Genomic DNA, 21,928 nt, shown 5'->3' on the forward strand with positions numbered 1-21,928 from the left:
CCAACTTTCAAAACCAATTATACTTCAAACCAAAAATGCCGAATGTTATAAGCATCGTGTTGATACATTTGTTGAACGAAGCCGCTGCGCGGCAGAGTAAAGCAGACAACGATTAAGCTACCTTTAATACTCCTTTTAATAGAGTATTAAAAATGAATACGAACAACAACGTTCAGATTATATTTATAAACAACAAGTTACCCACAAAATCTTACAAAGTAAACGTCCAACTACTATTGATGCTTATAGTCGTGCACTTCGTCGCATTACTCACCATTTAGATAAATCGCCTGATACGTTAACCACTGATGATCTCAAGCGATACTTTGCTCAACTGATTAAAACCCATTCATGGAGCACCGTCAGAATTGATCGTAATGGTTTGCGAAAGTTGTGGGTGTCCTATGTTTTAATACTTTGCTCAACGGATTAAAACCTATTCATGGGACATCGTCAGAATTGATCGTAATGGATTACGAAAGTTATGGCTGTCCTATGTTTTCAGCATGTCATGCAATTGGCGGGGATTTTTCGACCCAAATAAAAACGTAAAATAATAAGGATAATGGCATTACCGCATAATAACTAAAGAGGATCTAATTATAAATCAATGAATTAAATTGATTGATTCACGCCAAGGATAACGCTCGACTTCTTTTCAGTATCACCTTTCATGACATTACCAATATTTACTTATATAAGGTTGCTCGGGCTTGTCCAACACTTCGGATAGATGTCGGCTGCGCGACACATATCCTTATCTGTTAAACGTACATCTAACGGCTAGTACGATACTTAACCAATGACGGACTTTCACAATCTATTGTTTCTATGTAGATATTACGTTCCTTCCACATAACTTCAATGTCATAAAGGCAAAACGAATATTTAGTTGGATCTACAACCCAAACCCCATTAACTTGAACGGATACTGACGTAAATAATTCATTATCATTACCCCACCAAGCTAAAACCAAATACCTACAACTTGCGCCATTATGAAAAATAACGAACGCAGCAGTTTGATCCCATTCGAGAGTTATTTCAGATTTAACTTCGGTTAGTCGTTGATGAAAAACGTCCATATTGATTGGTTCTTCATTTGCTGAAATGGTATAAATCTTAACTCCATCCGCATCTAGCCAATCTTGCTCACCTTCCAGTTTTCGTAATTTATACATTGTACCTCCTTGTACGATTAACGCCAGCATAACACGTTTGCTACCATGTAAATTAAGCTCAAATTTACCACTTAACACGGTAAACTCAAAGAAACCTAGAACGCCGGATGTAGTAAATCGTGTTGATGAATTTGTTGAACGAAGCCGCTGGCAAAGTAAAGCAGATAGCGATTAAGCTACCTTTAATACTCCTTATAATGGAGTATTAATGATGAATAATGAACAACAACAACGTTCAGATTATCTTTATGAACAACATGTTACCCACCTAACTTTACAAGGTAAACGTCCAGCTACTATTGATGCTTATAGTCGTGCACTTCGTCGCATTAGTCACCATTGAATAAATCGCCTGATACGTTAACCACTGATGATCTCAAGCGATACTTTGCTCAACCGATTAAAAACCATTTATGGAGCACTGTCAGAATTGATCGTAATAGATTATGAAAGTTATGGGTGTCCTATCTCTTCAAAACGACACCCTAAATTGTTGTACCAAGCCATGTTTACCGTCACTGCCAGTGTTGTAAAAAGCTTTGCTAATAATGATAAACATCTTGGCAATAAAATAGGTTTTACTTCTGTTTTGCATACTCATAATCGACGTCGAGACTTACATCCTCACATTCATATGGTGATCACTGGCGGTGGCTTTGATGACAAGAAACGACAATGGAAACAGTGTAAAAATAAGTACCTATTTAATGCTTTTGCGTTAGCGAAAGTATGGCGAGCTAGATTACTGGAATATATCACCACCAAACTCAAGCTCTCTTTACCTGACAAATTAGCAAATAAATGGGTAGTAGATTGCCGCCATGTTGGTCATGGCAAACCCGCTTTATTGTATTTATCAACGTATCTTTATCGTGGGATCATCGCAGATAAAGACATTCTTTCTCTCGATAATCATCAGGTGACATTTCGATATAAAGATAACCAAACAAAGACAATGAAAACGCGCACTTTGCCTGTATTACAGTTTCTATGGCTGATATTGCAACATGTATTACCGAAAGGATTAAGGCGAGTTCGTGATTATGGTTTATTACGAGGACATGAGAAAAAACAGCTTCAACTGATCCAATATGCCTTTATGTTAGTAGGGCAACTGACGTTGCCCTCACCACAAAAAGTTGTCCGTTTAACGGCACAACCCTTTTGTCCATGCTGTCAGCATGTCATGCAATTAGCGGGGATTTTTCGACCCAGATAAAAACGTAAAATAATAAGGACAATGGCATTAACGCGTAATAATTAAAGAGGATCTAATTATAAATCAATGAATTAAATTGATTGGTTCACACCAAGAATAACGCTCGACTTCTTTTTAGCATCACACTTCATTACATTCGCAATATTTACTTATATAAAGCCGCTCGGGCTTGTCCAACACTTCGGATAGGTGTCGGCTGCGCGACACATATCCTTATCTGTTAAACGTATTAATTTTTTGCAGATGTATTACAGTATGGATGCATTAAAGCTCCATTTGTAACGCTTCCTTTACCCCCATCTTGTTTGCGAACAACATGATCAAAAGAAATTGAATTCTGGTGAATAAAACCTCGACAATAAGAACAAGTAGAGCTTTTAGGTAATGATTCTTGTATATATATCTGTGATTTAACATCTGCTGAAAATTTCGCAGAAGTAATATTCACTTCATCTGATTCGGTCAAAAAGCCATATTCACTCAGAATTAATTCAACAATATATGCTTCAGCTTCTTGTTTCTGCAATTGGCTAATAATTAACGTATTAATTTTAAAAACATGCTTGTAACTTTTGGTACCACTACCATATTTAGCATTAACACCTGAAATGAAATGCTTATATTTTATAAGGAACTTCTCAAAATCTGGTCGAATAAACGAAAAAGCAGCTAAAGATTTTGGCGATTTTTCAATGTCTTTAATTACATCTACCCAAGCCAAGATTGCAGAGTAAATATGATTACCACGCTTGTTATAAAAATAAACTAAAGGATGCAACCCTAAAGATGACGGATGCGATGAGTTAACCCTGCGCAAAAATTTGAATACATTTTTTAAATATTGAACGGTTAATTTACCATCCAAGTCATCCTTTAATTTGGATGTATTAGTTGGAATACCATTACATTTTTTAACAAGGTCAAATATAAAACTATTTGTTTGTGGCGAATTATGTTTTTTCACCAAAGGCAAATCTAGAGTCCTAATAACACCTGAAGCCTTTGGCAAAAATATCAATCCATGAATTTCTTTTGCTATTTTTTCAATATCTTGCATCACACCTTCATCAAATTTCGACCAATATTGATGACCTGTACCAGCTCTAATTATAGCCCTTGATGCAATAGCAAATGCTTTTCGTCGAGATTTTAATAATTCAATTTCTGTATCATTAATCTTTGATGCTTTCTGATTAATTTTAAAGAATGAATGCTCAGCTTTGTCTGCACCACCAGTAACCCATTGTAACTGAATTGATGTTCTGCCCAAGCTAAGAGCTTTTTCAAGCATATCTCTATCGCAATTTGAACTATCTAAAATAGCATTTTTATATTCACTATAAGATTTTACCGTATTCTTTATCTTTTCTCGTGTTTTAGCGGCAATATCTTTTTGTTCGTCATCAATTTCATTGTTAAAAAACTTTTGTGAAATAACACCATCACCATAATCATCATTAATCCAAGCGATCAACGCCCCAAATCGATGCGCTCCATCGATTACAAAATTATATGGCCCAGAATTCCATAGAATTACCGCCGGGATAAGATCTCCATCGATAAAACTCTGAATGAACTCGCACAGCTGTTCATCAGTCCAATCCGATGTTTCTCGTTGAAAGTCAGGTTTTCTTAAACCCGCATAAAAAAACTCACCTCGTTCTAAATCTTTAACACTGACGTTTTGATTAAAGGATGATGCACGTGAACTACTTTCAATAACTTCAAAGTCTTCACGAGAAATCAACGCATCCAAATTAACATTTGGCATTTTTTACTCCATTATTATTATAATTAATACGATTAACAACTTGCCCGAATTTGTTCTTTGAACCTGCGCCCGTATTTAATTCGTCATTATACAAAAAACATTATAAATCAAAAACATTATTACATTGGTTGCCCGATAGAAGTCACAAAATCGGGCACCTGCCTTTTAGTTTCCACTTTTTTTACTAATACTAACCGCTGCATGTATTAACAGTATAAAAGGTGCGCAATGGCTTCTCTCTTTCTAACTTACATAAAAGAATACATGTATCAAAAAAACCATATTTCATTCCATAATAAAAACATTCTGATAAATTAGACAATGATGATGTTTAACAATTTATGCCTTATTTAAATAACCAACTACCACATTTAAAAAATAATAATTAATAGCGATTCAACGCGCTGTAAATAGACTCCCTATCGCGTTAGCAACCTCACTGTAGAGAATGACAGGGTGAGTTTTGTATTCACTATCAGAATTTCAGTGAGCATTTAAATATATCAAAAATAATAATACTACAACGTGCTGTAATTAGATTCCCTATCTCGTTCGTAACCTCACTGTAGGGAATGACGGGTGTTGTGGCTTTAATATAACGACATGCGCTCTTCCTGATCCCTCGCCCCTTATAACCTATCCCCTTTATCCCACACAAAAAAGCCGACAATTAAGTCGGCTTTGAATAAATAATGTATTCGCGTTAATTACGCGTTAGCTTGTGCCGCTTCAGCCGCAACTGAGCCTTCTTCTGGGCGCTTTAAGAATGCGTATATCACGCCTGTTACTACCGTACCCGCAGCAATGGCGACTAAGTAAAGCAATGCTGGTGAAATTGCGTTTGGAATTAGCAGAACAAACAAGCCACCATGTGGAGCCATTAGTTTTGCGCCAAACAACATTGATAATGCACCTGTTAATGCGCCACCAATCATACAGCTTGGAATAACACGCATTGGATCGCGGGCTGCAAATGGGATTGCGCCTTCAGTAATAAAGCACATACCTAGTACAAACGAGGCTTTACCTGCTTCATTTTCGCTAGCTGAAAACTTACGTTTTGCAAGGAATGTTGCTAAACCCATACCCATTGCTGGCACCATACCCGCAGCCATTACTGCTGCCATTGGGGCATAGGTTTGTGAAGCTAACAAGCCAACACCAAAGGTATAAGCGGCTTTGTTTACAGGGCCACCTAGGTCGAAACACATCATACAACCAAGAATAATACCCAGTAATACCGCGTTCGCTGAACCCATGTTGTTTAAAAATGTGGTTAAACCTGCCATTGCAGCTGATACTGGACCACCAACGATGTAAATCATTACCAAGCCGGTAATTAAGCTGGCTAATAATGGCACAATCAAAATCGGTTTTAACGCTTCCATTGATTGTGGCAGTTTAATTTTTTCAACCAAGAATTTAGCACTGTAACCGGCAAGGAAACCTGCAACGATACCGCCTAAGAACCCAGCGCCCGTGGTACTAGCTAACATACCGCCAATTAAACCCGGTGCTAAACCTGGGCGATCGGCAATTGAGAATGCGATGAAACCCGCCAATACTGGCACCATTAACGCAAATGCTGAACCACCACCGATGGTCATTAAGGCTGCGGCTAACGTGCCTTCTTGTTTAAAGGCTTCGATACCAAATACAAACGATAAGGCAATGGATAAACCACCAGCCACCACTAATGGCAACATGTAAGACACACCTGTCATTAGGTGTTTATACGGCCCTGCTTTTTCAGTTTTTGTATCTGTGTTTTGAGCGTTAGTATTTCCAGAATGTTGATATACCGTGGCGGTTGCAAAGGCTTTTTCAATTTCTGGTTTGGTTTTCTTGAGCGCTAACCCTGTGCTGGTTTTGTAAAGCTTTTTGCCATTAAATCGGGCTAAGTCTACTTCAATATCGGCAGCGATAATGACTAAATCTGCGGCTGCAATTTCAGCATCTGTAAGTTGGTTTTTAGCACCCACTGAGCCACGGGTTTCAACTTTAATATCATAACCCTGACGCTGACCTTCTTCTGTCAATGCTTCTGCTGCCATAAAGGTATGAGCAACACCCGTTGGGCAAGCAGTGATCGCGACAATTTTCTTAACCGTATTATCGATTTCATCAGCGACAGGTTGAGTGCTGGCTGCTGTTAATAATTGTGCTTGTGTGACAGCGTCTGTTAGCCATGCTTTGGTATTTTCAAAACAAGCTGTGATATCCGCTTGATAAACTTTTTTACCCACAAAGCGTGAATTATCAATCGCTGTGCCCGTCGCAATGATGATCACTTCAGCGTCATCAATCTGTTGTTGAGTCAATTCTTTGGTTGGATTAAATGCAGTTTGGCATTCAATGCTTGCTTGCCATTGTAGTTCTGCGGCGGCTTTTTCTAATAAACCCGCTGCGATAATGGTGGTTGCGATGCCGCTAGGACAAGCTGTTACTAATGCTATTTTCATATTTACACCTTGGTCAATGTTGCTTCACATGTTCTTCTGTCGTTAAGCAATGATGTGATTAAGCTCTATGTACTTAAGCTATTGAGTTACAATGACATGTTTAGCAATATCATTAACTTTATTGATATTATCAACACCGACACCCACTTGTGTCACCGCTACTGCTGATAATGCCGTCGCAAATTGTAATGACTGCGCTTTTGAATGTTGATTAAGTTCACCCCAACATAAACCAGCGACTAAAGTATCGCCTGCGCCAACGGTGCTCACGACGTCCATTTTTGGCGGTTGGGCATGTAACCAGCCTTCATGGTTAAGCCACATCACCCCTTTTGCACCGAGTGATACCACCACATTAGCAATGCCTTTCGCTGCGATTTGTTCAGCAACTTCCATGCATTGCTGCTGAGTCTCTAATGCTTTCCCTGCCCATTCAGCCAGTTCTTCATCATTGGGTTTAACCAACCATGGATGGGCATCTAAACCTGCGGCAAGGGCTGATTTACTGCTATCAAACAACACTTTTTTGCCTAATTGATGTAATTTTTCTAACCAATTAGCACACATATCAGGGGTAATGCCTTGTGGCAAGCTACCGGCAATCACAAACACATCATGGGTGACTGCTAATTCAAATAATGTCTTTTCAAAGGCTAAAATATTGGCCGCAGTAACCGCAACGCCAGGGAAATTAATATCACTTACCTGACCATTTTTTTCGACTAATTTAACGTTAATTCGGCTTGCACCCGCCACGCGGATAAACTTATCGGTTGCGCCGATTTGCTCAAACAATTGGCAAAAAGGTTCTTGGTTATCAGCACCTAATAAACCCGTTACTGTCACATCAGCACCAAGCTCTGCTAAGACTTTAGCAACGTTCACGCCTTTGCCCGCAGGATGAAGACTTCCGCTATCAACCACATTGACGCTACCTAGCGAAATGGCCGCTAAACTGCCAGTAAGATCTAATGCTGGATTGAGTGTTACCGCAACAACTTTGGGTTTAACAGCGTGGGGCATGGTTTGTGTCTCTGTATGTAAGGTTGAAATTGTCATTGCTGCGATCCTTATAGTTTTTCGCCTAAGCCATCAGCAATAGCTTGACCGATTGCCGTTAATGCCGCGTCTGCATCACTACCATGTGCGGTAAATTGCAGTTCATTACCGCATTTCACACCAAGGCCAATCACTTTCATTAAACTTTTCGCATTAACGGGCTTACTGTCGCTGGTGATATTAACCACTTGAATATCTGCATCGAATTTCTTGGTGGTATTAACTAACATTGCACCAGGGCGAGCATGTAAACCATGGGGATTACGAATCTTAAAGATTGCTTGATTACCTTCTAAGGCCACTTGCGTCAGTGCGGTTACCATTTCTTGTGCTGAAGATGCTAACCATTGCGCAATCTTGCCTTGATAAATCAAAGATGTGAGGTATTCAAGGTTCGCTTTATGGGCAGTATTATTGGCCGCGATCATGATCATACCCGCCACAGGGTGACCTAATTCTTCAAAAGGCTCTTGAGGTGTTACCACTGCAATCGCGGTACGTTGCACTTGTTTATTACTTTTAACCAGCCATAGCCCTTGACCTAAATAAGTCGGACCTTGATTAATCGCATCAGTGACGGTGGCTGTTTCTGCAAATCCTTGGTATTTAATTAAGCCCGCAGCAACAGCGGTTAACTGTAATAAATCTTGTGCTGGAAATTGCTTTAAAATAAGCTCAGCATTACATTCAGCCTCTTGCTGCTCATCACCACTTAATAAGGTAATGATCGCTTGCTCAGACTCACAATGGCGTAATTTTTCTTCAATACCATCAGCAGATAACACTTTGGTTAACTGTTTTAGAATGCCTAAATGCTCATCCGATTTAGCCGCAATCCCTATTGCAATATAAGCCGTATTATCATTGCCCCATGGCACACCTTGTGGAAAGTGATGAATTTTCACTCCGGTATGGTTAACTAAATCACGGGTTTCAGTCGTACCATGTGGAATCGCAATACCGTTACCTAAATAGGTTGAATTCTGTTGCTCACGGGCAAGCATGCCATTGACATACCCTGTCTGTACTAATCCCGTTGCTTCAAGATCAGCCGCCAACGCTTTAATGGCGTCTTGTTTGTTCGATGCCGTTTGTTGCATCGTAATATCATTTTTAGACAGTGATAACATGTAACTCTCCGATTCAATGCTCTGTGAGATCGTCGCTATTTATAATGCTGTTCATTAAGCTATTGATAAACCCTATTCACTTCATCGCAGTATGTGCTTATCAATAGCTGAATCGTTTCAGCAAAACGGGAAATAAAAAATGTTCACAACGGGTGTTTATCGTTTAACAACACCCTGCTGAAACCTTTCAGCTTGCATACTGAATCGTTTCAGCTAGAATTGCAAACGCTGATAAGTATGCATTAAGTGAATATATGATCAAGCGCACAAACTTATATTTAGTAAATAACAATCAGCCCGATTAAATCTCTGATGCTTTCCCTAACATGAATTCACAACGGATAACGATAATGACATTGGATGAAATCGCAAAACTAGCAGGCGTGTCTCGAACAACGGCAAGTTATGTTATTAACGGTAAAGCAAAACAATATCGTATTAGTGAAAAAACTCAGCTCAAAGTAATGGCTGTTGTTGAAGAACATAACTATCGCCCCGATCATGCTGCGACCTCGCTTCGAGTTGGAAACAGCCATTCACTTGGATTGATCATTCCTGATTTAGAAAACAGCAGTTATGCCAAAATTGCTAAGTTATTAGAGCGTGATGCGCGCAAAGCGGGTTATCAAATGATTATCTCTTGCTCTGATGATGATCCTGCAACCGAAATGAAAGTTGCCGACATGCTGTTAAGCCGCCGAACTGATGCGTTGATTGTTGCCAGTGCCCTTACTTCTGACAACGCATTTTATCGAAAGATTCAAGCTAATGGCGTGCCTGTTATTGCCATTGACCGTGCATTAGACGATGAGTTTTTTATCTCCGTGATCAGTGAAGATTTAGAAGGTGCTTATCAACTGACGCAATCATTGTTGAGTAAGCCAATTAACAGTATTGGCCTTATTGGTGCCGTTGCAGATTTAGGGGTATCAAAAGAGCGTCAGCAGGGTTTTATTGCTGCGATTAACCGCCATTCACACCCAGTGACGACTATTATGAGTTATGGGGAACATTTTAGTCAGCAAAATGGACAATCAATGGTTCAGCAATGGATTGATGATGACTGTTTTCCTGATGCGATATTAGCAACATCCTATACCTTGTTTGAAGGGGTACTGGATTGTTTACTTAAAAATCCACCACTGATGAGTCGTACTTATCTCGCTACATTTGGTGATAACCGTTTGTTGGATTTTTTACCCAACAAAATACAGTCATTACCGCAGCAGTTTGAACTAATTGCCGAACATGCGCTTACATTGGCACTAAAAGCGATAAACGGAAGTTATGAGCCAAATATTGAGGTTATTCCGCGCCAAGTCATTCATCGTTAATGATATTGCTATTATTCTATTGCGGAATAATAGCAATAATGAAAAAATACTCGATTACACATTATTCTCTCTTTCTATTAGGTTGCTATAGGCTCCACCATGTATTTACGTCTTAAAGCATTATTAATATCGCATGCACAATTTTCTCATGCTTTACGGGTAACATTGGCGATTGCTTTTACGCTTGCCTTTTATGCTGTTGTCCACGTTCCACATTCAATGTGGGGTCCTGTCACCGTGGTTGTGGTTATGATGCAGCCTTATGCAGGAGCCATTGTTTATAAAGGTTTTCAGCGTATTGGTGGCACATTATTAGGCGCAGTGTTGGGGTTATTGACAGTTTTATTCCCCGATAAGCTGGACTACCTGATTCCGGTGTGGATGTTGGCATGGGTATTTTTGCTATCACTAAAATCTTACGGTAAAAATATCTATTTCTTCTTTTTAGCCGTGATGACACTCATTATTGTTTCTTATCAAGGAGACACCGCGCTAGAAGTAAGTGTAGCATTATGGCGCGTTGCCAATATCTTAATTGGTAGTTTAATTGCCATTGCCTTTTCGTTGCTATTACCTATTCGCGCGATAACAAGTTGGAATACCCTGTTTAATCAAAACTTACGTGCATTACGTCAGCTTTACCAAGCACACGCTTCAGCCCACATGCTAAGTATTAAACAACTTAATGCCATGAAACGTGAAGTATTAGAACGCCACATGAAGATGATCATTCTATTACCTAATGTACAAAAAGAAAGGCACAAACTCGCCGGCCATTATCGAACAATCATTACCGTGCAACGTTCATTAATTAGTGTAACTGAACAATTAATTGAAACCCATTGGAGTTCAGATATTAGCCGTCGTCAATTACTAGCTCAGAATGATTTAAAAGTCTATCAGCAGCATATTATTACGATTCTAAGCCAATTAGAACAAGCATCAACGCCGCATGCGGATTTATCAAATATTGAACCATTACCTGATATTGATTTGTTATCGACGATGGCTGAAGAGATTTCCCCAACGGATGCGGCTAATGCATTGGGTATTTACGGTTATTTTTGGCTAACACGTCAATTTATTGGTCGCCTAGAAGCGTTGATTATTCAATTACGTATTATTAATCAGAAGTAAACGATCCATAATAAAAAAACCAGCGCTATTAAAATCAATAGTCGCTGGTTTTTTATGACTAAATAACAACTACTCTCTCATCATTATGATTAGCAACTAACTGATGATTACAAATAGCCTTAATTAACAAATAACAGTGTTAACTTCATGATCCATCAGCCACCGTTGTAAACGCGGAGCTTGTGAAATTGCATCATAATAAATATCACATTCTTTGGATGCACTGCCCGCAACTGCTAACAACATTTTTAATAGCTGTATCACCGCATCATTTTGAGTATCAACCCGATAATGAAGCTTGGTATTGGCAAAATCTTGTCCTAATGCCAATTGTGCTAATTGCGTAACATCTGCGACAAAACCATCAAAGTAATGAATAAAAGTATCCGCTAGCAATGCATTTGCAGGTACTGAACAAAGCATATGCACTCTTAAGCCATTTGCACCACGACATAAACCTTGTTCAGCCAGTAAATCAATCATGGTTGCCGCTTCACTAAAGGTACGCACAAACGGTACTACCAGTTCAATAGTATCACCACCAACAGCTGCACGAGCCCGCTTAATTGCTTCACATTGTAATGCAAAGCTCACTTTATAATGAACATCAGCATAAAAACTTGCACCGCGTAACCCTAATAAAGGATTAACTTCGGCACTTTCTAATTCAGCACCGAGTAATTGATAGCGACATTCAGCATTAGCCCCTGCTAATTGTACTTTTAATGGTGCAGAGCCTTGTTGTCTGGCTGCTGATATTAATAATTCAGTCAGCAGAGCAACATAATATTCAGCTAATGCGACACTCTGTTGTCCATACTGATCCGCTATTTTTTGTTGTAACGCTTGTTGAGTCACATCAGATAAAAGATTTTGTTGGGTAAAAACTAACGGATGAATACCAACTTCTGTGGCAATAAGATCATCTAAAGAAACTAACCCAATCCCTTCATGGTCTAGCGTCGCTAATTGTTGTGCATTGTGTAACACCGCGGTTGTTGCCAGCATTAATTCGGTTTGTGTTGTCATATTCCACCTCGACCTCCATGTTAAATAGCCTAATGTCTATCCCTTTGCACCAATAAAATAGACCGTTATTGACCTTACTGTGTGTTTAATTTTCAAGCAAGAATAAAACGTTATTTGATAACAATTATTCAACTTCATGAACATATGCTACCAAGTTTATGCTGATGCATAATTGCATGTAAAATCACCCTTTCAGCTAACAATATCCACAATTACTCATTAAAAACCTATTTGTTATCACAAGTTTGGTTTATTCCAGTGCTGATTTGGGCTATCTTAACGGGGTTATTACAGGAATACCAAGGTAGGCAAACTATTATGCCAATGAAAACAGATGAACTTCGCACAATAAGTCTAGGTCGAATGCCGACCCCAGCAGAAGTAGAAACAGCCTCACCAATGACAGATGCTATTGCAGTGCATGTTGATAGTGCACGTAAGCAAGTAGAAGCAATCTTATCAGGTAAAGATTCTCGTCTTTTGGTGATTGTAGGTCCATGTTCAATTCATGACACCGACGCTGCTATGGACTATGCGAAACGCCTTGTTGCTGTACAAGAAACATATAAAGACCAATTATTTATCGTTATGCGTACTTATTTTGAAAAGCCGCGTACTGTTGTTGGTTGGAAAGGTTTAATCTCAGATCCACATTTAGATGGTAGTCTCGATTTGGCTACTGGTTTGCATAAAGCGCGTAAATTATTAATTGATATTAATGCGCTAGGGCTACCCACTGCGACTGAGTTTTTAGATATGATCACCGGTCAATATATTGCTGACCTCATCACATGGGGAGCCATTGGTGCCCGCACCACTGAATCTCAAATCCATCGTGAAATGGCTTCTGCATTATCTTGCCCTGTTGGTTTTAAAAACGGTACCGATGGCAATATTAAAATTGCGATTGATGCTATTCGTGCCACGCGCGCATCTCATTTGTTTTGCTCACCCGATAAGAACGGTCAAATGACTATTTATCGTACTGCCGGCAATCCATATGGCCATATCATTCTTCGTGGTGGCAAAATGCCAAATTATCACCACCAAGATATTGCAACGGCTTGCGAAACATTGGCTGAATTTGAGTTAGCACCGAAGTTAATTGTCGACTTTAGCCATGGTAATTGCCAAAAACAACACAAACGCCAGCTTGATGTTACGGCTGATATTTGTGAGCAAATTCGTAATGGTAGCCAGTCAATTGCAGGCATTATGGCTGAAAGCTTTATTAAAGAAGGTAATCAAGCGGTTATCTGCGGTAAAGAAAACGAGCTTGTTTATGGTCAATCGATAACAGATCCCTGTATTGATTGGAAAGATACATTAGTGATGCTTGATATGCTAGCCAGCGCAATTAAAGATGCCAATGCATAAGTTTGCTTTACTATTTTAATACAATAAAAGGAGCATCAATATATTGTCGCTCCTTTCTTCGTATTAAATTAACAGTATAATGTACTCATTAATTCATAACGGGATAGATTCCCACATTTAGGTTAGAGGCCAATAACATGCCATCTTTTGATATTATTTCTGAAGTAGATACCGTAGAAATTAAAAATGCGGTAGATAATTCAATCCGAGAAATTAGTACTCGTTTTGATTTTCGTGGTGTTGAAGCCAACGTAGAATTAAATAAAGAAATCGTCAAGATCACATCAGAATCAGAATTCCAAGTTGATCAAATCGTTGCTATTTTACGTGGTAATCTGGCTAAGCGTGGCGTTGATGCCAATGCTCTTGAGCGTAAAACCGTGACGTTTTCTGGTAAAACAGCATCACAAAATATTGAATTTAAGCAAGGCGTCGAAACAACCAATGCTAAGAAGCTGGTTAAAGAAATTAAAGACGCAAAACTAAAAGTTCAAGTGTCTATTCAAGGTGAAAAACTCCGCGTTACCGCTAAAAAGCGTGATGATCTACAAGCAACAATGGCACTTGTTCGTTCTCAAGAACTGGGTCAGCCATTCCAATTTGATAATTTCCGCGATTAATCGCAACAAATATAAAGAAGGAAGCGTCTTACGCTTCCTTTTTTTTGAATAAAATATTAAACTTTTTTTGAATGAATTTAAAAAAAGTAATAATATTTAAACTGTGTTTATCAAAATTATACTTTACTGTTATGCGCAAATACGTCATACAAATATAAATTAACACACAACACAAACATCAATTTATCAAAAAACCCCACCTTAAAAACGCACCAATAACAGTCGCAACATAAAAATCACACTGTAGAATACTTTTTAAGCAAACGAATTTTTTTTATTTGCAAAAATTGTTGCGGAGCATGCTTATACCCTATAATTCACGCACTTCAATAATGGTTAATTATTTTTCATTCTCTGTAACTAACATAAGTAGGTAACAACAACAGCAACGATAACTAGCACGGAATGCTTATTACGATCATGGAACGCTCACCTCTTACAACAATTATCCTTGTTGTATATCACTATCTATTTGCTTGCTTGTACGGCTTCACTTATCTCGGTATGCAGTGACTGAAAAGAAAATAAAGGAGATGTCCATAATGGGCACCGCACAACAGAAAACAACTGCAACAACCGAAAATACCCAAAAGCTCGGCTGGAGTAAAAGTGATACCGTATGGATGCTAGGTTTGTATGGCACAGCAGTTGGTGCTGGCACTTTATTTTTACCGATCAACGCTGGCGTTGGCGGTTTAATTCCCCTTATCGTAATGATGATTCTAGCATTACCAATGACCTTTTTTGCTCACCGAGCGATGATGCGTTTTGTACTATCAAGTGCTAACCCTGGTGCTGATATTACAGAGGTGGTTGAAGAGCACTTTGGTAAAAATATGGGTAAGATTATTACTGTCTTATACTTCTTTGCTATCTACCCTATTTTGCTTGTTTATAGTGTAGCTTTAACTAATACCGTTGAAAGCTTTATGAAGTTTCAGTTAGGTATTGAGCCACCAGCACGTGCAATCTTAGCTTTGGTTTTGATTCTTGTATTAATGGCCATTGTTCGTTTAGGTGAGCAACTGATCGTAAAAGCGATGAGTATTTTAGTATTTCCCTTTGTTGCGGTTCTACTGATGCTGGCGTTATACCTTGTTCCGCATTGGAATGGTGCTATTTTCACTGATATTATTCCTCAAGGCGGCGGCAGTAATACCGTCATCATGGCAGTATGGCTAATCTTGCCTGTAATGGTGTTTTCATTTAACCACTCACCAGTTATTTCTTCATTCGCTGTTGCTAAAGAAAAAGAATATGGTGTTAATGCAGAACGCCAAGGGTCTCGTATTTTATTACGCGCCCATATTATGATGGTTATTACGGTGATGTTTTTTGTTTGTAGTTGCGTGTTAAGTTTAACGCCTGCTAACCTCATCGAAGCTAAAGCACAAAATGCCTCAATTTTGACTTACCTAGCGAATCATTTTGATACACCCGTTATTGCTTATGCTGCACCGATTGTGGCAATTATTGCTATCACAAAATCATTTTTGGGCCACTACTTAGGCGCAAGTGAAGGTTTGAATGGCATTATTCATAAAGTCGCGCGTGATAATAACAAAACACTTTCAGACAAAAAACTTAACCGCTTCACTGCTTTGTTTATGCTGCTTACCACTTGGGCAGTTGCAACATTAAACCCAAGTATTTTAGGTATGATTGAGAACTTGGGTGGACCCGTTATTGCGATGTTGTTGTTTATCATGCCAATGTATGCAATTAAGAAAGTGCCAGCGATGAAAAAATATGCAGGTTCAATTAGTAATGTTTTCGTTACTGTTATTGGTTTAATGTCTATCTCTGCTATTTTCTACTCATTAGCACAGTAATATTACACGCCATCATACAAAAATGTATGGTCCGCCTCGTTATTGCAAGTGCAAATTTCGATAACGAGGTTGGTTTGCGCTAATGTATTCGGAGTTTAATTGAAGTTAACTTACTTAAACTTCATCTCCACGATAAGCTCCGCGCCAGATAATCCTTAAAAAGCCGAAAGTGTATAATCACTGTTTTTTGTATCAGGTCCTTTATCTGGTGGTTTAACCGTTCTGTTATCTCTCTACACATGCAAATCTGATTAATTTAGTTTTCTAAATGGCAATCCAGTTACCATTACTGACCAAGCGATCCTTGCCAACTTATTAGCTAACGCCACAACTACAACATTAAATGGTTTTCGTTTTAATAATTCTGTTATCCAATCCCCAAAAATAGCTTCAGCTATTTTTGGCCTTGATATCAAAGCTCGTGCTCCATGAATAAATAATGTCCTTAATGACTTATTCCCTCGTTTACTGATACCCAGCAGTGTGGATTTCCCTCCTGTTGAATATTGACGAGGAATAAGCCTACCCATGCTGCTAAATGTCGTCCATTTTTAAAATCTTTTGGTGATGGTACTTCTGATAAACATGCGCTCGCAATCATCGGTCCAATACCTGGGATAGTTTGTAATAATTCACCCATTTCTGATTCTTTCAAAACTGCTTTTATCTTTTTATCTTGCTCAGCAATCTTTTGATGTAAATATTGATAATGCTCATAAAGAACAGCTAATTCTTGAAGCAAAAGTGGTGGTAAGGTGTGATTTTTATCGGCAAGCCATTGAAATAATTTTCCCATGGCAGCGTGTCCACGAGGAAAATTGATACCAAATTCAAGTAGTAGTGCACCAATGCGACACATCGTTGCTGTTTGTTCTTTAATAAACCCAGAACGGATACGTTGTACTGCAGATAAAATTTGGGATTCTTCAGTTTTGACACTAACAAAACGCATTGAAGGTCTAGCAGAAGCTTCAGCGATAGCATCAGCATCAATGTAGTCATTTTTGTTAGTTTTTACATAGGGTTTAACGTATTGAGGAGGGATTAGTTTGGTGTTATGTCCAAAAGATTGGCACTTTCTTGCTAGCCAGTGAGATCCAGCACAAGATTCCATCGCAACAGTAGTTTTATCAAGTTGAAGCAATATTTTTAATAGTTGAGCACGGTTACATTTTTTGCGATATACCTCACGGCCCGCATAATCGTGCCCAATTAGATGAAATGAAGTTTTGCCTAAATCAATACCAAGTACTTTAATTAACATGATGGTTCGCCTCTCTAGATACTCACAACTAAAGCCTAGCGGCTTTAGAGTGAGGCGGACCATCTAATTAAACCGAGCCCTAAAAGCTCGGTTTTTTATTTTCTCACATCAATGGCTTATGAATGATATAAGCTCGGCTCACCTTCAGGACGGGTTTTAAACCGTCGGTGTAACCACATATATTGACTTGGTGCAGACATAATAGAACGTTCAACTGCTTTATTGATATACACCGCAGCAGCATGAGGATCCTTATGTGGAAACTCAGTTAATGGCGGAAATATTTTTAACGTATATTTACCACTGTTACTATTACGAATCATCGCAAAAGCCAAAGGCACCGCACCTGAAGCATCAACCAACAAACTGGTGCCAGTTGTCGTACAAGCCTCTTTTACTGCAAATAAAGGAGCAAAGGTTGAGTTACGACCATGACCATAATCTTGATCAGGCGCATACCATAATATCTCACCATTCTTTAAGCCTTTAAGCATGCCTTTCACATTTTTACGATCAAGCATATATTTATTGGAACGTACACGACCTTTAAACTGGAAGTAATCAAAACAGGGATTATTATTCGGTCTATATACGCCAACTCCTGGAGTCTTTAAACCAAAAGCACGTGCACCTAATTCTAAGTTCATAGAGTGTACTGCTATTAGTAAAATACCCTTTCCTTGCTGTTGTAACTGTTCTACATGATCTAATCCTTCGACCTCAACATGCCGTTCTACACGAATATCAGGCCAAAACCACGCCATTGCCGTTTCAAATAAGGCCAGCCCAGCGTTATCTATATTCTGCTTCATTATATGTTGTTGCTCTTCTTTCGCCATAAAGGGAAAACACAGAGCGATATTTTGCTGGACTGTATCGCGGCGACCGGACATCATCTTCATGACTAATCGGCCAATACATTGCCCTAAACGAAACTGAATAAAATAAGGCAGCCAACTTAGCAAATACATTATTCCTATTAATATTAAAACAGGCCAATAACGCGGATGTAAGAAAGCTTTACGAAATGCTGGCTCAGTAAATCTACTCATAATAAAATACAGGGTTCCTCTGCTCATATTTTAAGAATACGTATTCTAAACAGTCTCTTAAAAAACTCACATAACTAATCGTGCCATTATATTATGTAAAATACTTTATTGAATGCAAGTCAATGTAATATCCCAATAATTGCTATACAGCAAAGATTAAGTTTAGTTATTATTTGGTTAATAAATCAACTTTAATTATTGGCTATATATAAAATAAAAAAAGCCCACTTAAAAAGTGAGCTTTCGCAGTATTTTTATGATGTCGCTTTAATTAATAAAGACTTGGCTGTCCTTCTGGACGATTTTTAAAACGACGGTGTAACCACATATATTGACTTGGGGCTGCCATGATTGATTGCTCTACAATCTTATTAATAAACCCAGCCGCAGCATCAGGATCTTTATGCGGGAAGCCCTCAACAGGCTGGCATATCGTTAACGTATAATGACCAGAATCATTATCTCTCACCATAGTAAATGGCACGACTGCACAATCTGTCGCATCAACTAATAAGCTCGTTCCTGTAGTAGTGCATGCTTGTTCTACCGCAAACAAAGGGGCAAATGTTGAACGTCGAAGACCATAGTCATGATCAGGCGCATACCACACTCGCTCACCAGATTTTAGCGCTCGCAACATGCCCTTAACGTCTTTACGATCAATTAAAGTACGATTAGATCGTGAGCGACCTTGGTATTGGAAGAAATCAAAACACGGATTATTATTGGGGCGATAAACACCCATACCGGTTTTTTTAATGCCAAAAGCACGCGCGCCAAGTTCAAGATTCATTGAATGCACCGCAACCATTAATGCACCTCTGCCCTCGCGTTCAAGTTGTTCCATATGCTCCATTCCGTTAATCGTAACGTGACGACAAACGCGAGCATCAGACCAAAACCATGCCATGCCTGTTTCAAACAATGCCAAACCCGTGTTATCAATATTTTCTTTAACTAAATTTTCTCGTTCACTTTCACTCATCAGAGGAAAGCACAACTCTAAATTACGATAAATAGTATGGCGACGCTTTTTCATTAACTTAATCGCTAAACGGCCAATATGCTTCCCTAGAAAATGTTGCACCGAATAGGGTAATAAACTCAGCGAATACATTAATCCCACTAATGCTAATGTACCCCAGTAACGAGGGTGAAGTAATGATCGTGTAAATACAGGCTTATTTTTAAAACTCATGCGATATTGTGACCTATTTTTTCGTTATTTTTTATCCTAAAAAATACAAAAAATATAATAATTAGATAGGCGTCTATAATAAAGCCTAACCATGATAGTAAAAAGTAAAACTCGTCTATTTGTGATGAAAATTGACGCAATACAAACTTTCCAATAAAAATAAATAAAAATCTGTTTAACATGCGAATATTCTGTATAAAAAACAACCACGATGTAAAATTAAAGATAACTAAATCTTTTTATTATCAAACTGTTATTTATTACTAATGTCAACTTTCGCCTCTCATAACGAGTAATATGTAACAACCCGTAACAGAGACTCGTTCAATACGTATTTTTCCGTATAATTGCCCTATCTTTCTTTACTCTGTGGATCATGCATTGGAATTATTGGTAATCGATTTTTTAGGTAAGCCGTTACGACTTGAAGGCTCAATGGCAGGATGGCAACAATTATTTTGGGACAACACTCTCGTTTCTCAAATTGCCGCTGCGCCAACCGATACAGATCAGTTTATACACCAGTTTGAGCTTTCTAATAATGAACAAACTATTCAATGCCAATTGAACGGAAGCTTGAGTTGGCAACCTTTTCTGATCCAATATCACGCGACGGCTAATGACCAAATGATTGCGCAAGGCGAGCGGGATGTTAAAGATATTGAACGCCAACACCCTCAGCAACCGATAAAACCAGAGAAAAAATTCAGCCTGATTGGATTAGTGTCTTTAGGCATGAAAGCCCTCAAAAGTGCTAAATTAATTAAGGTCGTACTTGCCTCTGCAAGCCTTGCTGCTTATTCATGGCTATTCTCAATTCAATTTGCATTAGCGTTACTGGCTTGTTTAGTTTTCCATGAATATGGGCATATTCGTGCCATGAAATATTTTGGCATGAAAACCAAAGGTATTTATTTAATTCCTTTTCTTGGCGGTTTAGCATTAAGTGATGAGAAAATTAACACCCGTTGGCAGGATGTGGTGATTTCTATTATGGGGCCAGCATTTGGTTTAATCATGTCATTAGCCAGCATGATCGCTTATTGGATCACTGGCGAAATGTTTTTTGCGGGTTTAGCCGTCTTTAATGCACTATTAAATCTGTTTAATTTATTACCTATTCTACCTCTCGATGGTGGTCATGTTCTAAAAAGCATTAGTTTTTCGATGAACAGTAAAATTGGCATTATTGCTTGTGCATTGGCGGCAGTTGCTGGGGTAATTTTAAGCTACCGTTTAGGCCTGACTCTATTTGGCTTCCTATTGATTATGGGCAGTTTAGAGATTATTTTTGAATGGCGACAACGTCATCAAAGTCATTTATTGCCGTTAGATCGCTATGGTCAAATATTCTCAACCGTATGGTATGTCAGTCTTGTTGCTGCCTTTATCGGTATTATTGCCTACTTTGCGAGCCTAGGTGACAGCTTATTAAGTCTGCCGCTACAAATTTTAGGCACTTAATTACGTTGGCTTAACCATAATAGAGCAACACAACAAAAAATAACAATAAAAAAGCCAGCATTCAAATAACAATTGCTGGCTTTTCTTGGCTATTATAATCAATAACAGTCGCTAATCTTATTCGCGCATTAGATTATTTTTTCTTTTCCATCATCGCTTTAAGATCTGCAAAAGGGTTAAATGTCGCGGCTTGGTGATCATCTTCACCCGCACGAATTACACTGCCTTGACCATTATCAGCATCGGTGTATTTCTCATGCTCATGATCATGACAAAATAAGCATAACAACTCCCAATTACTACCATCTTGAGGGTTATTCGTATGATCATGATCGACGTGGTGAACGGTTAACTCACGTAGATTTGAATAAACAAACTCACGCGAACAACGGCCACACACCCAAGGATATATTTTTAATGCTTTTTCACGGTAGCCCGCTTCTTGGCGAGCATAAGCAGCACTAGTACCAGTATAATCAGACGACATATCTTGACCTATTTTATAAAGAAATAAACCGCTAGTCTCTCTAGCCGTTTAGGCAACTCTCTGCCAATGGTCGTATTGAACCATCACCGAACAACAAATTTCAAGTAAAGTTTCAGCTCTTCTGTTATCTATCACATTTTAATCTAGGTTGATCTTTTAATACAAACAGTTAGCTTGAAATCGTTTTTAAGCGCCTCCATATATAAAGCAGGCAATCTTTTCCGTTAAAAATCACACAGAAATTCATTGTATTTAACTTAATATTTTGACTGTAATTTAAGCGAAGAGACCTTTTATTCGAGATTTTAGAAG

The 21,928-nt window shown here is 38.6% G+C and carries 16 protein-coding genes and 3 pseudogenes; 9 read left to right on the forward strand and 10 right to left on the reverse strand.

The window, feature by feature from the left end; translation table 11 throughout:
* Window positions 1-145: 145 nt before the first annotated feature.
* Window positions 146-388 (forward strand): annotated as a pseudogene (locus ACJZU6_RS09900) (phage integrase N-terminal SAM-like domain-containing protein); the annotation flags it as partial.
* 388 nt (window positions 389-776) lie between these two features.
* Here ACJZU6_RS09900 and ACJZU6_RS09905 read toward each other — a convergent pair.
* Window positions 777-1,181 (reverse strand): hypothetical protein, encoded by a 405-nt coding sequence (locus ACJZU6_RS09905; RefSeq protein ID WP_372041753.1) that lies wholly within the window; start codon window positions 1,179-1,181, stop codon window positions 777-779.
* A gap of 211 nt (window positions 1,182-1,392) precedes the next feature.
* On the opposite strand from ACJZU6_RS09905, the pseudogene ACJZU6_RS09910 reads away from it, so the two are divergent.
* Window positions 1,393-1,628: pseudogene (locus tag ACJZU6_RS09910) on the forward strand (phage integrase N-terminal SAM-like domain-containing protein); the annotation flags it as partial.
* 58 nt (window positions 1,629-1,686) lie between these two features.
* The gene (locus ACJZU6_RS09915) at window positions 1,687-2,400 is read left to right on the forward strand and encodes a transposase (protein WP_408900938.1); all 714 of its coding nucleotides are present in this window, start codon (window positions 1,687-1,689) and stop codon (window positions 2,398-2,400) included.
* Between the two features lie 229 nt (window positions 2,401-2,629).
* Here the strand turns inward: ACJZU6_RS09915 and ACJZU6_RS09920 are convergent, their stop codons facing one another.
* The 4 genes from ACJZU6_RS09920 to fruB all read right to left on the reverse strand — a co-directional run bounded on the left by ACJZU6_RS09920 (window position 2,630) and on the right by fruB (window position 8,822).
* Window positions 2,630-4,171, reverse strand: a complete 1,542-nt coding sequence (locus ACJZU6_RS09920; protein ID WP_408900191.1) for an HNH endonuclease — start codon at window positions 4,169-4,171, stop codon at window positions 2,630-2,632.
* A gap of 707 nt (window positions 4,172-4,878) precedes the next feature.
* Window positions 4,879-6,633: a PTS fructose transporter subunit IIBC gene (gene fruA, locus ACJZU6_RS09925; RefSeq protein WP_408900192.1), complete on the reverse strand. Its 1,755-nt coding sequence runs from the start codon at window positions 6,631-6,633 to the stop codon at window positions 4,879-4,881.
* A 78-nt stretch (window positions 6,634-6,711) separates the two neighbouring features.
* Window positions 6,712-7,656, reverse strand: coding sequence for a 1-phosphofructokinase (pfkB, locus tag ACJZU6_RS09930; protein ID WP_408900939.1), 945 nt, complete (start codon window positions 7,654-7,656; stop codon window positions 6,712-6,714).
* Window positions 7,657-7,703: 47 nt separating this feature from the next.
* Complete coding sequence (fruB, locus tag ACJZU6_RS09935) at window positions 7,704-8,822, reverse strand: fused PTS fructose transporter subunit IIA/HPr protein (protein WP_408900193.1); 1,119 nt, start codon at window positions 8,820-8,822, stop codon at window positions 7,704-7,706.
* 350 nt (window positions 8,823-9,172) lie between these two features.
* On the opposite strand from fruB, the gene cra reads away from it, so the two are divergent.
* Entirely contained in the window at window positions 9,173-10,156 is a 984-nt protein-coding gene (gene cra, locus ACJZU6_RS09940; protein WP_408900194.1) for a catabolite repressor/activator, read from the forward strand.
* A 99-nt stretch (window positions 10,157-10,255) separates the two neighbouring features.
* On the forward strand, window positions 10,256-11,293 hold the full coding sequence (locus ACJZU6_RS09945) for an FUSC family protein (protein WP_107276141.1): 1,038 nt from the start codon (window positions 10,256-10,258) through the stop codon (window positions 11,291-11,293).
* A gap of 123 nt (window positions 11,294-11,416) precedes the next feature.
* On the opposite strand, the gene ACJZU6_RS09950 is transcribed toward ACJZU6_RS09945, so the two are convergent.
* Complete coding sequence (locus tag ACJZU6_RS09950; protein ID WP_080157220.1) at window positions 11,417-12,322, reverse strand: putative PEP-binding protein; 906 nt, start codon at window positions 12,320-12,322, stop codon at window positions 11,417-11,419.
* 318 nt (window positions 12,323-12,640) lie between these two features.
* Between ACJZU6_RS09950 and ACJZU6_RS09955 the strand changes: the two genes are divergently transcribed.
* The 3 genes from ACJZU6_RS09955 to ACJZU6_RS09965 all read left to right on the forward strand — a co-directional run bounded on the left by ACJZU6_RS09955 (window position 12,641) and on the right by ACJZU6_RS09965 (window position 16,151).
* Window positions 12,641-13,699: a 3-deoxy-7-phosphoheptulonate synthase gene (locus tag ACJZU6_RS09955; RefSeq protein WP_080157219.1), complete on the forward strand. Its 1,059-nt coding sequence runs from the start codon at window positions 12,641-12,643 to the stop codon at window positions 13,697-13,699.
* A gap of 137 nt (window positions 13,700-13,836) precedes the next feature.
* The gene (locus ACJZU6_RS09960; protein ID WP_080157218.1) at window positions 13,837-14,319 is read left to right on the forward strand and encodes a YajQ family cyclic di-GMP-binding protein; all 483 of its coding nucleotides are present in this window, start codon (window positions 13,837-13,839) and stop codon (window positions 14,317-14,319) included.
* 542 nt (window positions 14,320-14,861) lie between these two features.
* A complete protein-coding gene (locus ACJZU6_RS09965) occupies window positions 14,862-16,151 on the forward strand; it encodes a serine/threonine transporter (protein WP_080157217.1) in 1,290 nt (429 codons plus the stop codon).
* A 251-nt stretch (window positions 16,152-16,402) separates the two neighbouring features.
* Here the strand turns inward: ACJZU6_RS09965 and ACJZU6_RS09970 are convergent.
* From ACJZU6_RS09970 to ACJZU6_RS09980, 3 genes and pseudogenes are all read right to left on the reverse strand, one after another.
* Window positions 16,403-17,418: pseudogene (locus ACJZU6_RS09970) on the reverse strand (IS110 family transposase).
* A 113-nt stretch (window positions 17,419-17,531) separates the two neighbouring features.
* Window positions 17,532-18,467: an LpxL/LpxP family Kdo(2)-lipid IV(A) lauroyl/palmitoleoyl acyltransferase gene (gene lpxL, locus ACJZU6_RS09975; RefSeq protein ID WP_408900195.1), complete on the reverse strand. Its 936-nt coding sequence runs from the start codon at window positions 18,465-18,467 to the stop codon at window positions 17,532-17,534.
* A gap of 271 nt (window positions 18,468-18,738) precedes the next feature.
* Complete coding sequence (locus ACJZU6_RS09980; protein WP_080157215.1) at window positions 18,739-19,665, reverse strand: LpxL/LpxP family Kdo(2)-lipid IV(A) lauroyl/palmitoleoyl acyltransferase; 927 nt, start codon at window positions 19,663-19,665, stop codon at window positions 18,739-18,741.
* A 381-nt stretch (window positions 19,666-20,046) separates the two neighbouring features.
* Here ACJZU6_RS09980 and ACJZU6_RS09985 point away from each other — a divergent pair, with 381 nt between their 5' ends.
* The gene (locus ACJZU6_RS09985) at window positions 20,047-21,129 is read left to right on the forward strand and encodes a site-2 protease family protein (RefSeq protein WP_080157213.1); all 1,083 of its coding nucleotides are present in this window, start codon (window positions 20,047-20,049) and stop codon (window positions 21,127-21,129) included.
* A gap of 133 nt (window positions 21,130-21,262) precedes the next feature.
* Here ACJZU6_RS09985 and ACJZU6_RS09990 read toward each other — a convergent pair whose 3' ends face one another.
* On the reverse strand, window positions 21,263-21,616 hold the full coding sequence (locus ACJZU6_RS09990) for a YajD family HNH nuclease (RefSeq protein ID WP_045036123.1): 354 nt from the start codon (window positions 21,614-21,616) through the stop codon (window positions 21,263-21,265).
* Window positions 21,617-21,928: the final 312 nt, after the last annotated feature.

Origin of the sequence: Photobacterium piscicola, assembly GCF_046058925.1 — a bacterium.
Classification (GTDB): Bacteria; Pseudomonadota; Gammaproteobacteria; order Enterobacterales; family Vibrionaceae; genus Photobacterium; species Photobacterium piscicola.

Excerpts from the sequence above, each read along its gene's own strand:
- ACJZU6_RS09955 (WP_080157219.1), top strand. The coding sequence starts at position 12,641 with ATGCCAATGAAAACAGATGAACTTCGCACAATAAGTCTAGGTCGAATG.
- pfkB (WP_408900939.1), bottom strand. The coding sequence starts at position 7,656 with ATGCCCCACGCTGTTAAACCCAAAGTTGTTGCGGTAACACTCAATCCA.
- ACJZU6_RS09945 (WP_107276141.1), top strand. The coding sequence starts at position 10,256 with ATGTATTTACGTCTTAAAGCATTATTAATATCGCATGCACAATTTTCT.
- ACJZU6_RS09915 (WP_408900938.1), top strand. The coding sequence starts at position 1,687 with ATGTTTACCGTCACTGCCAGTGTTGTAAAAAGCTTTGCTAATAATGAT.
- ACJZU6_RS09965 (WP_080157217.1), top strand. The coding sequence starts at position 14,862 with ATGGGCACCGCACAACAGAAAACAACTGCAACAACCGAAAATACCCAA.
- cra (WP_408900194.1), top strand. The coding sequence starts at position 9,173 with ATGACATTGGATGAAATCGCAAAACTAGCAGGCGTGTCTCGAACAACG.
- ACJZU6_RS09980 (WP_080157215.1), bottom strand. The coding sequence starts at position 19,665 with ATGAGTTTTAAAAATAAGCCTGTATTTACACGATCATTACTTCACCCT.
- ACJZU6_RS09950 (WP_080157220.1), bottom strand. The coding sequence starts at position 12,322 with ATGACAACACAAACCGAATTAATGCTGGCAACAACCGCGGTGTTACAC.
- ACJZU6_RS09960 (WP_080157218.1), top strand. The coding sequence starts at position 13,837 with ATGCCATCTTTTGATATTATTTCTGAAGTAGATACCGTAGAAATTAAA.
- fruB (WP_408900193.1), bottom strand. The coding sequence starts at position 8,822 with ATGTTATCACTGTCTAAAAATGATATTACGATGCAACAAACGGCATCG.
- ACJZU6_RS09905 (WP_372041753.1), bottom strand. The coding sequence starts at position 1,181 with ATGTATAAATTACGAAAACTGGAAGGTGAGCAAGATTGGCTAGATGCG.
- fruA (WP_408900192.1), bottom strand. The coding sequence starts at position 6,633 with ATGAAAATAGCATTAGTAACAGCTTGTCCTAGCGGCATCGCAACCACC.
- lpxL (WP_408900195.1), bottom strand. The coding sequence starts at position 18,467 with ATGAGTAGATTTACTGAGCCAGCATTTCGTAAAGCTTTCTTACATCCG.
- ACJZU6_RS09990 (WP_045036123.1), bottom strand. The coding sequence starts at position 21,616 with ATGTCGTCTGATTATACTGGTACTAGTGCTGCTTATGCTCGCCAAGAA.
- ACJZU6_RS09920 (WP_408900191.1), bottom strand. The coding sequence starts at position 4,171 with ATGCCAAATGTTAATTTGGATGCGTTGATTTCTCGTGAAGACTTTGAA.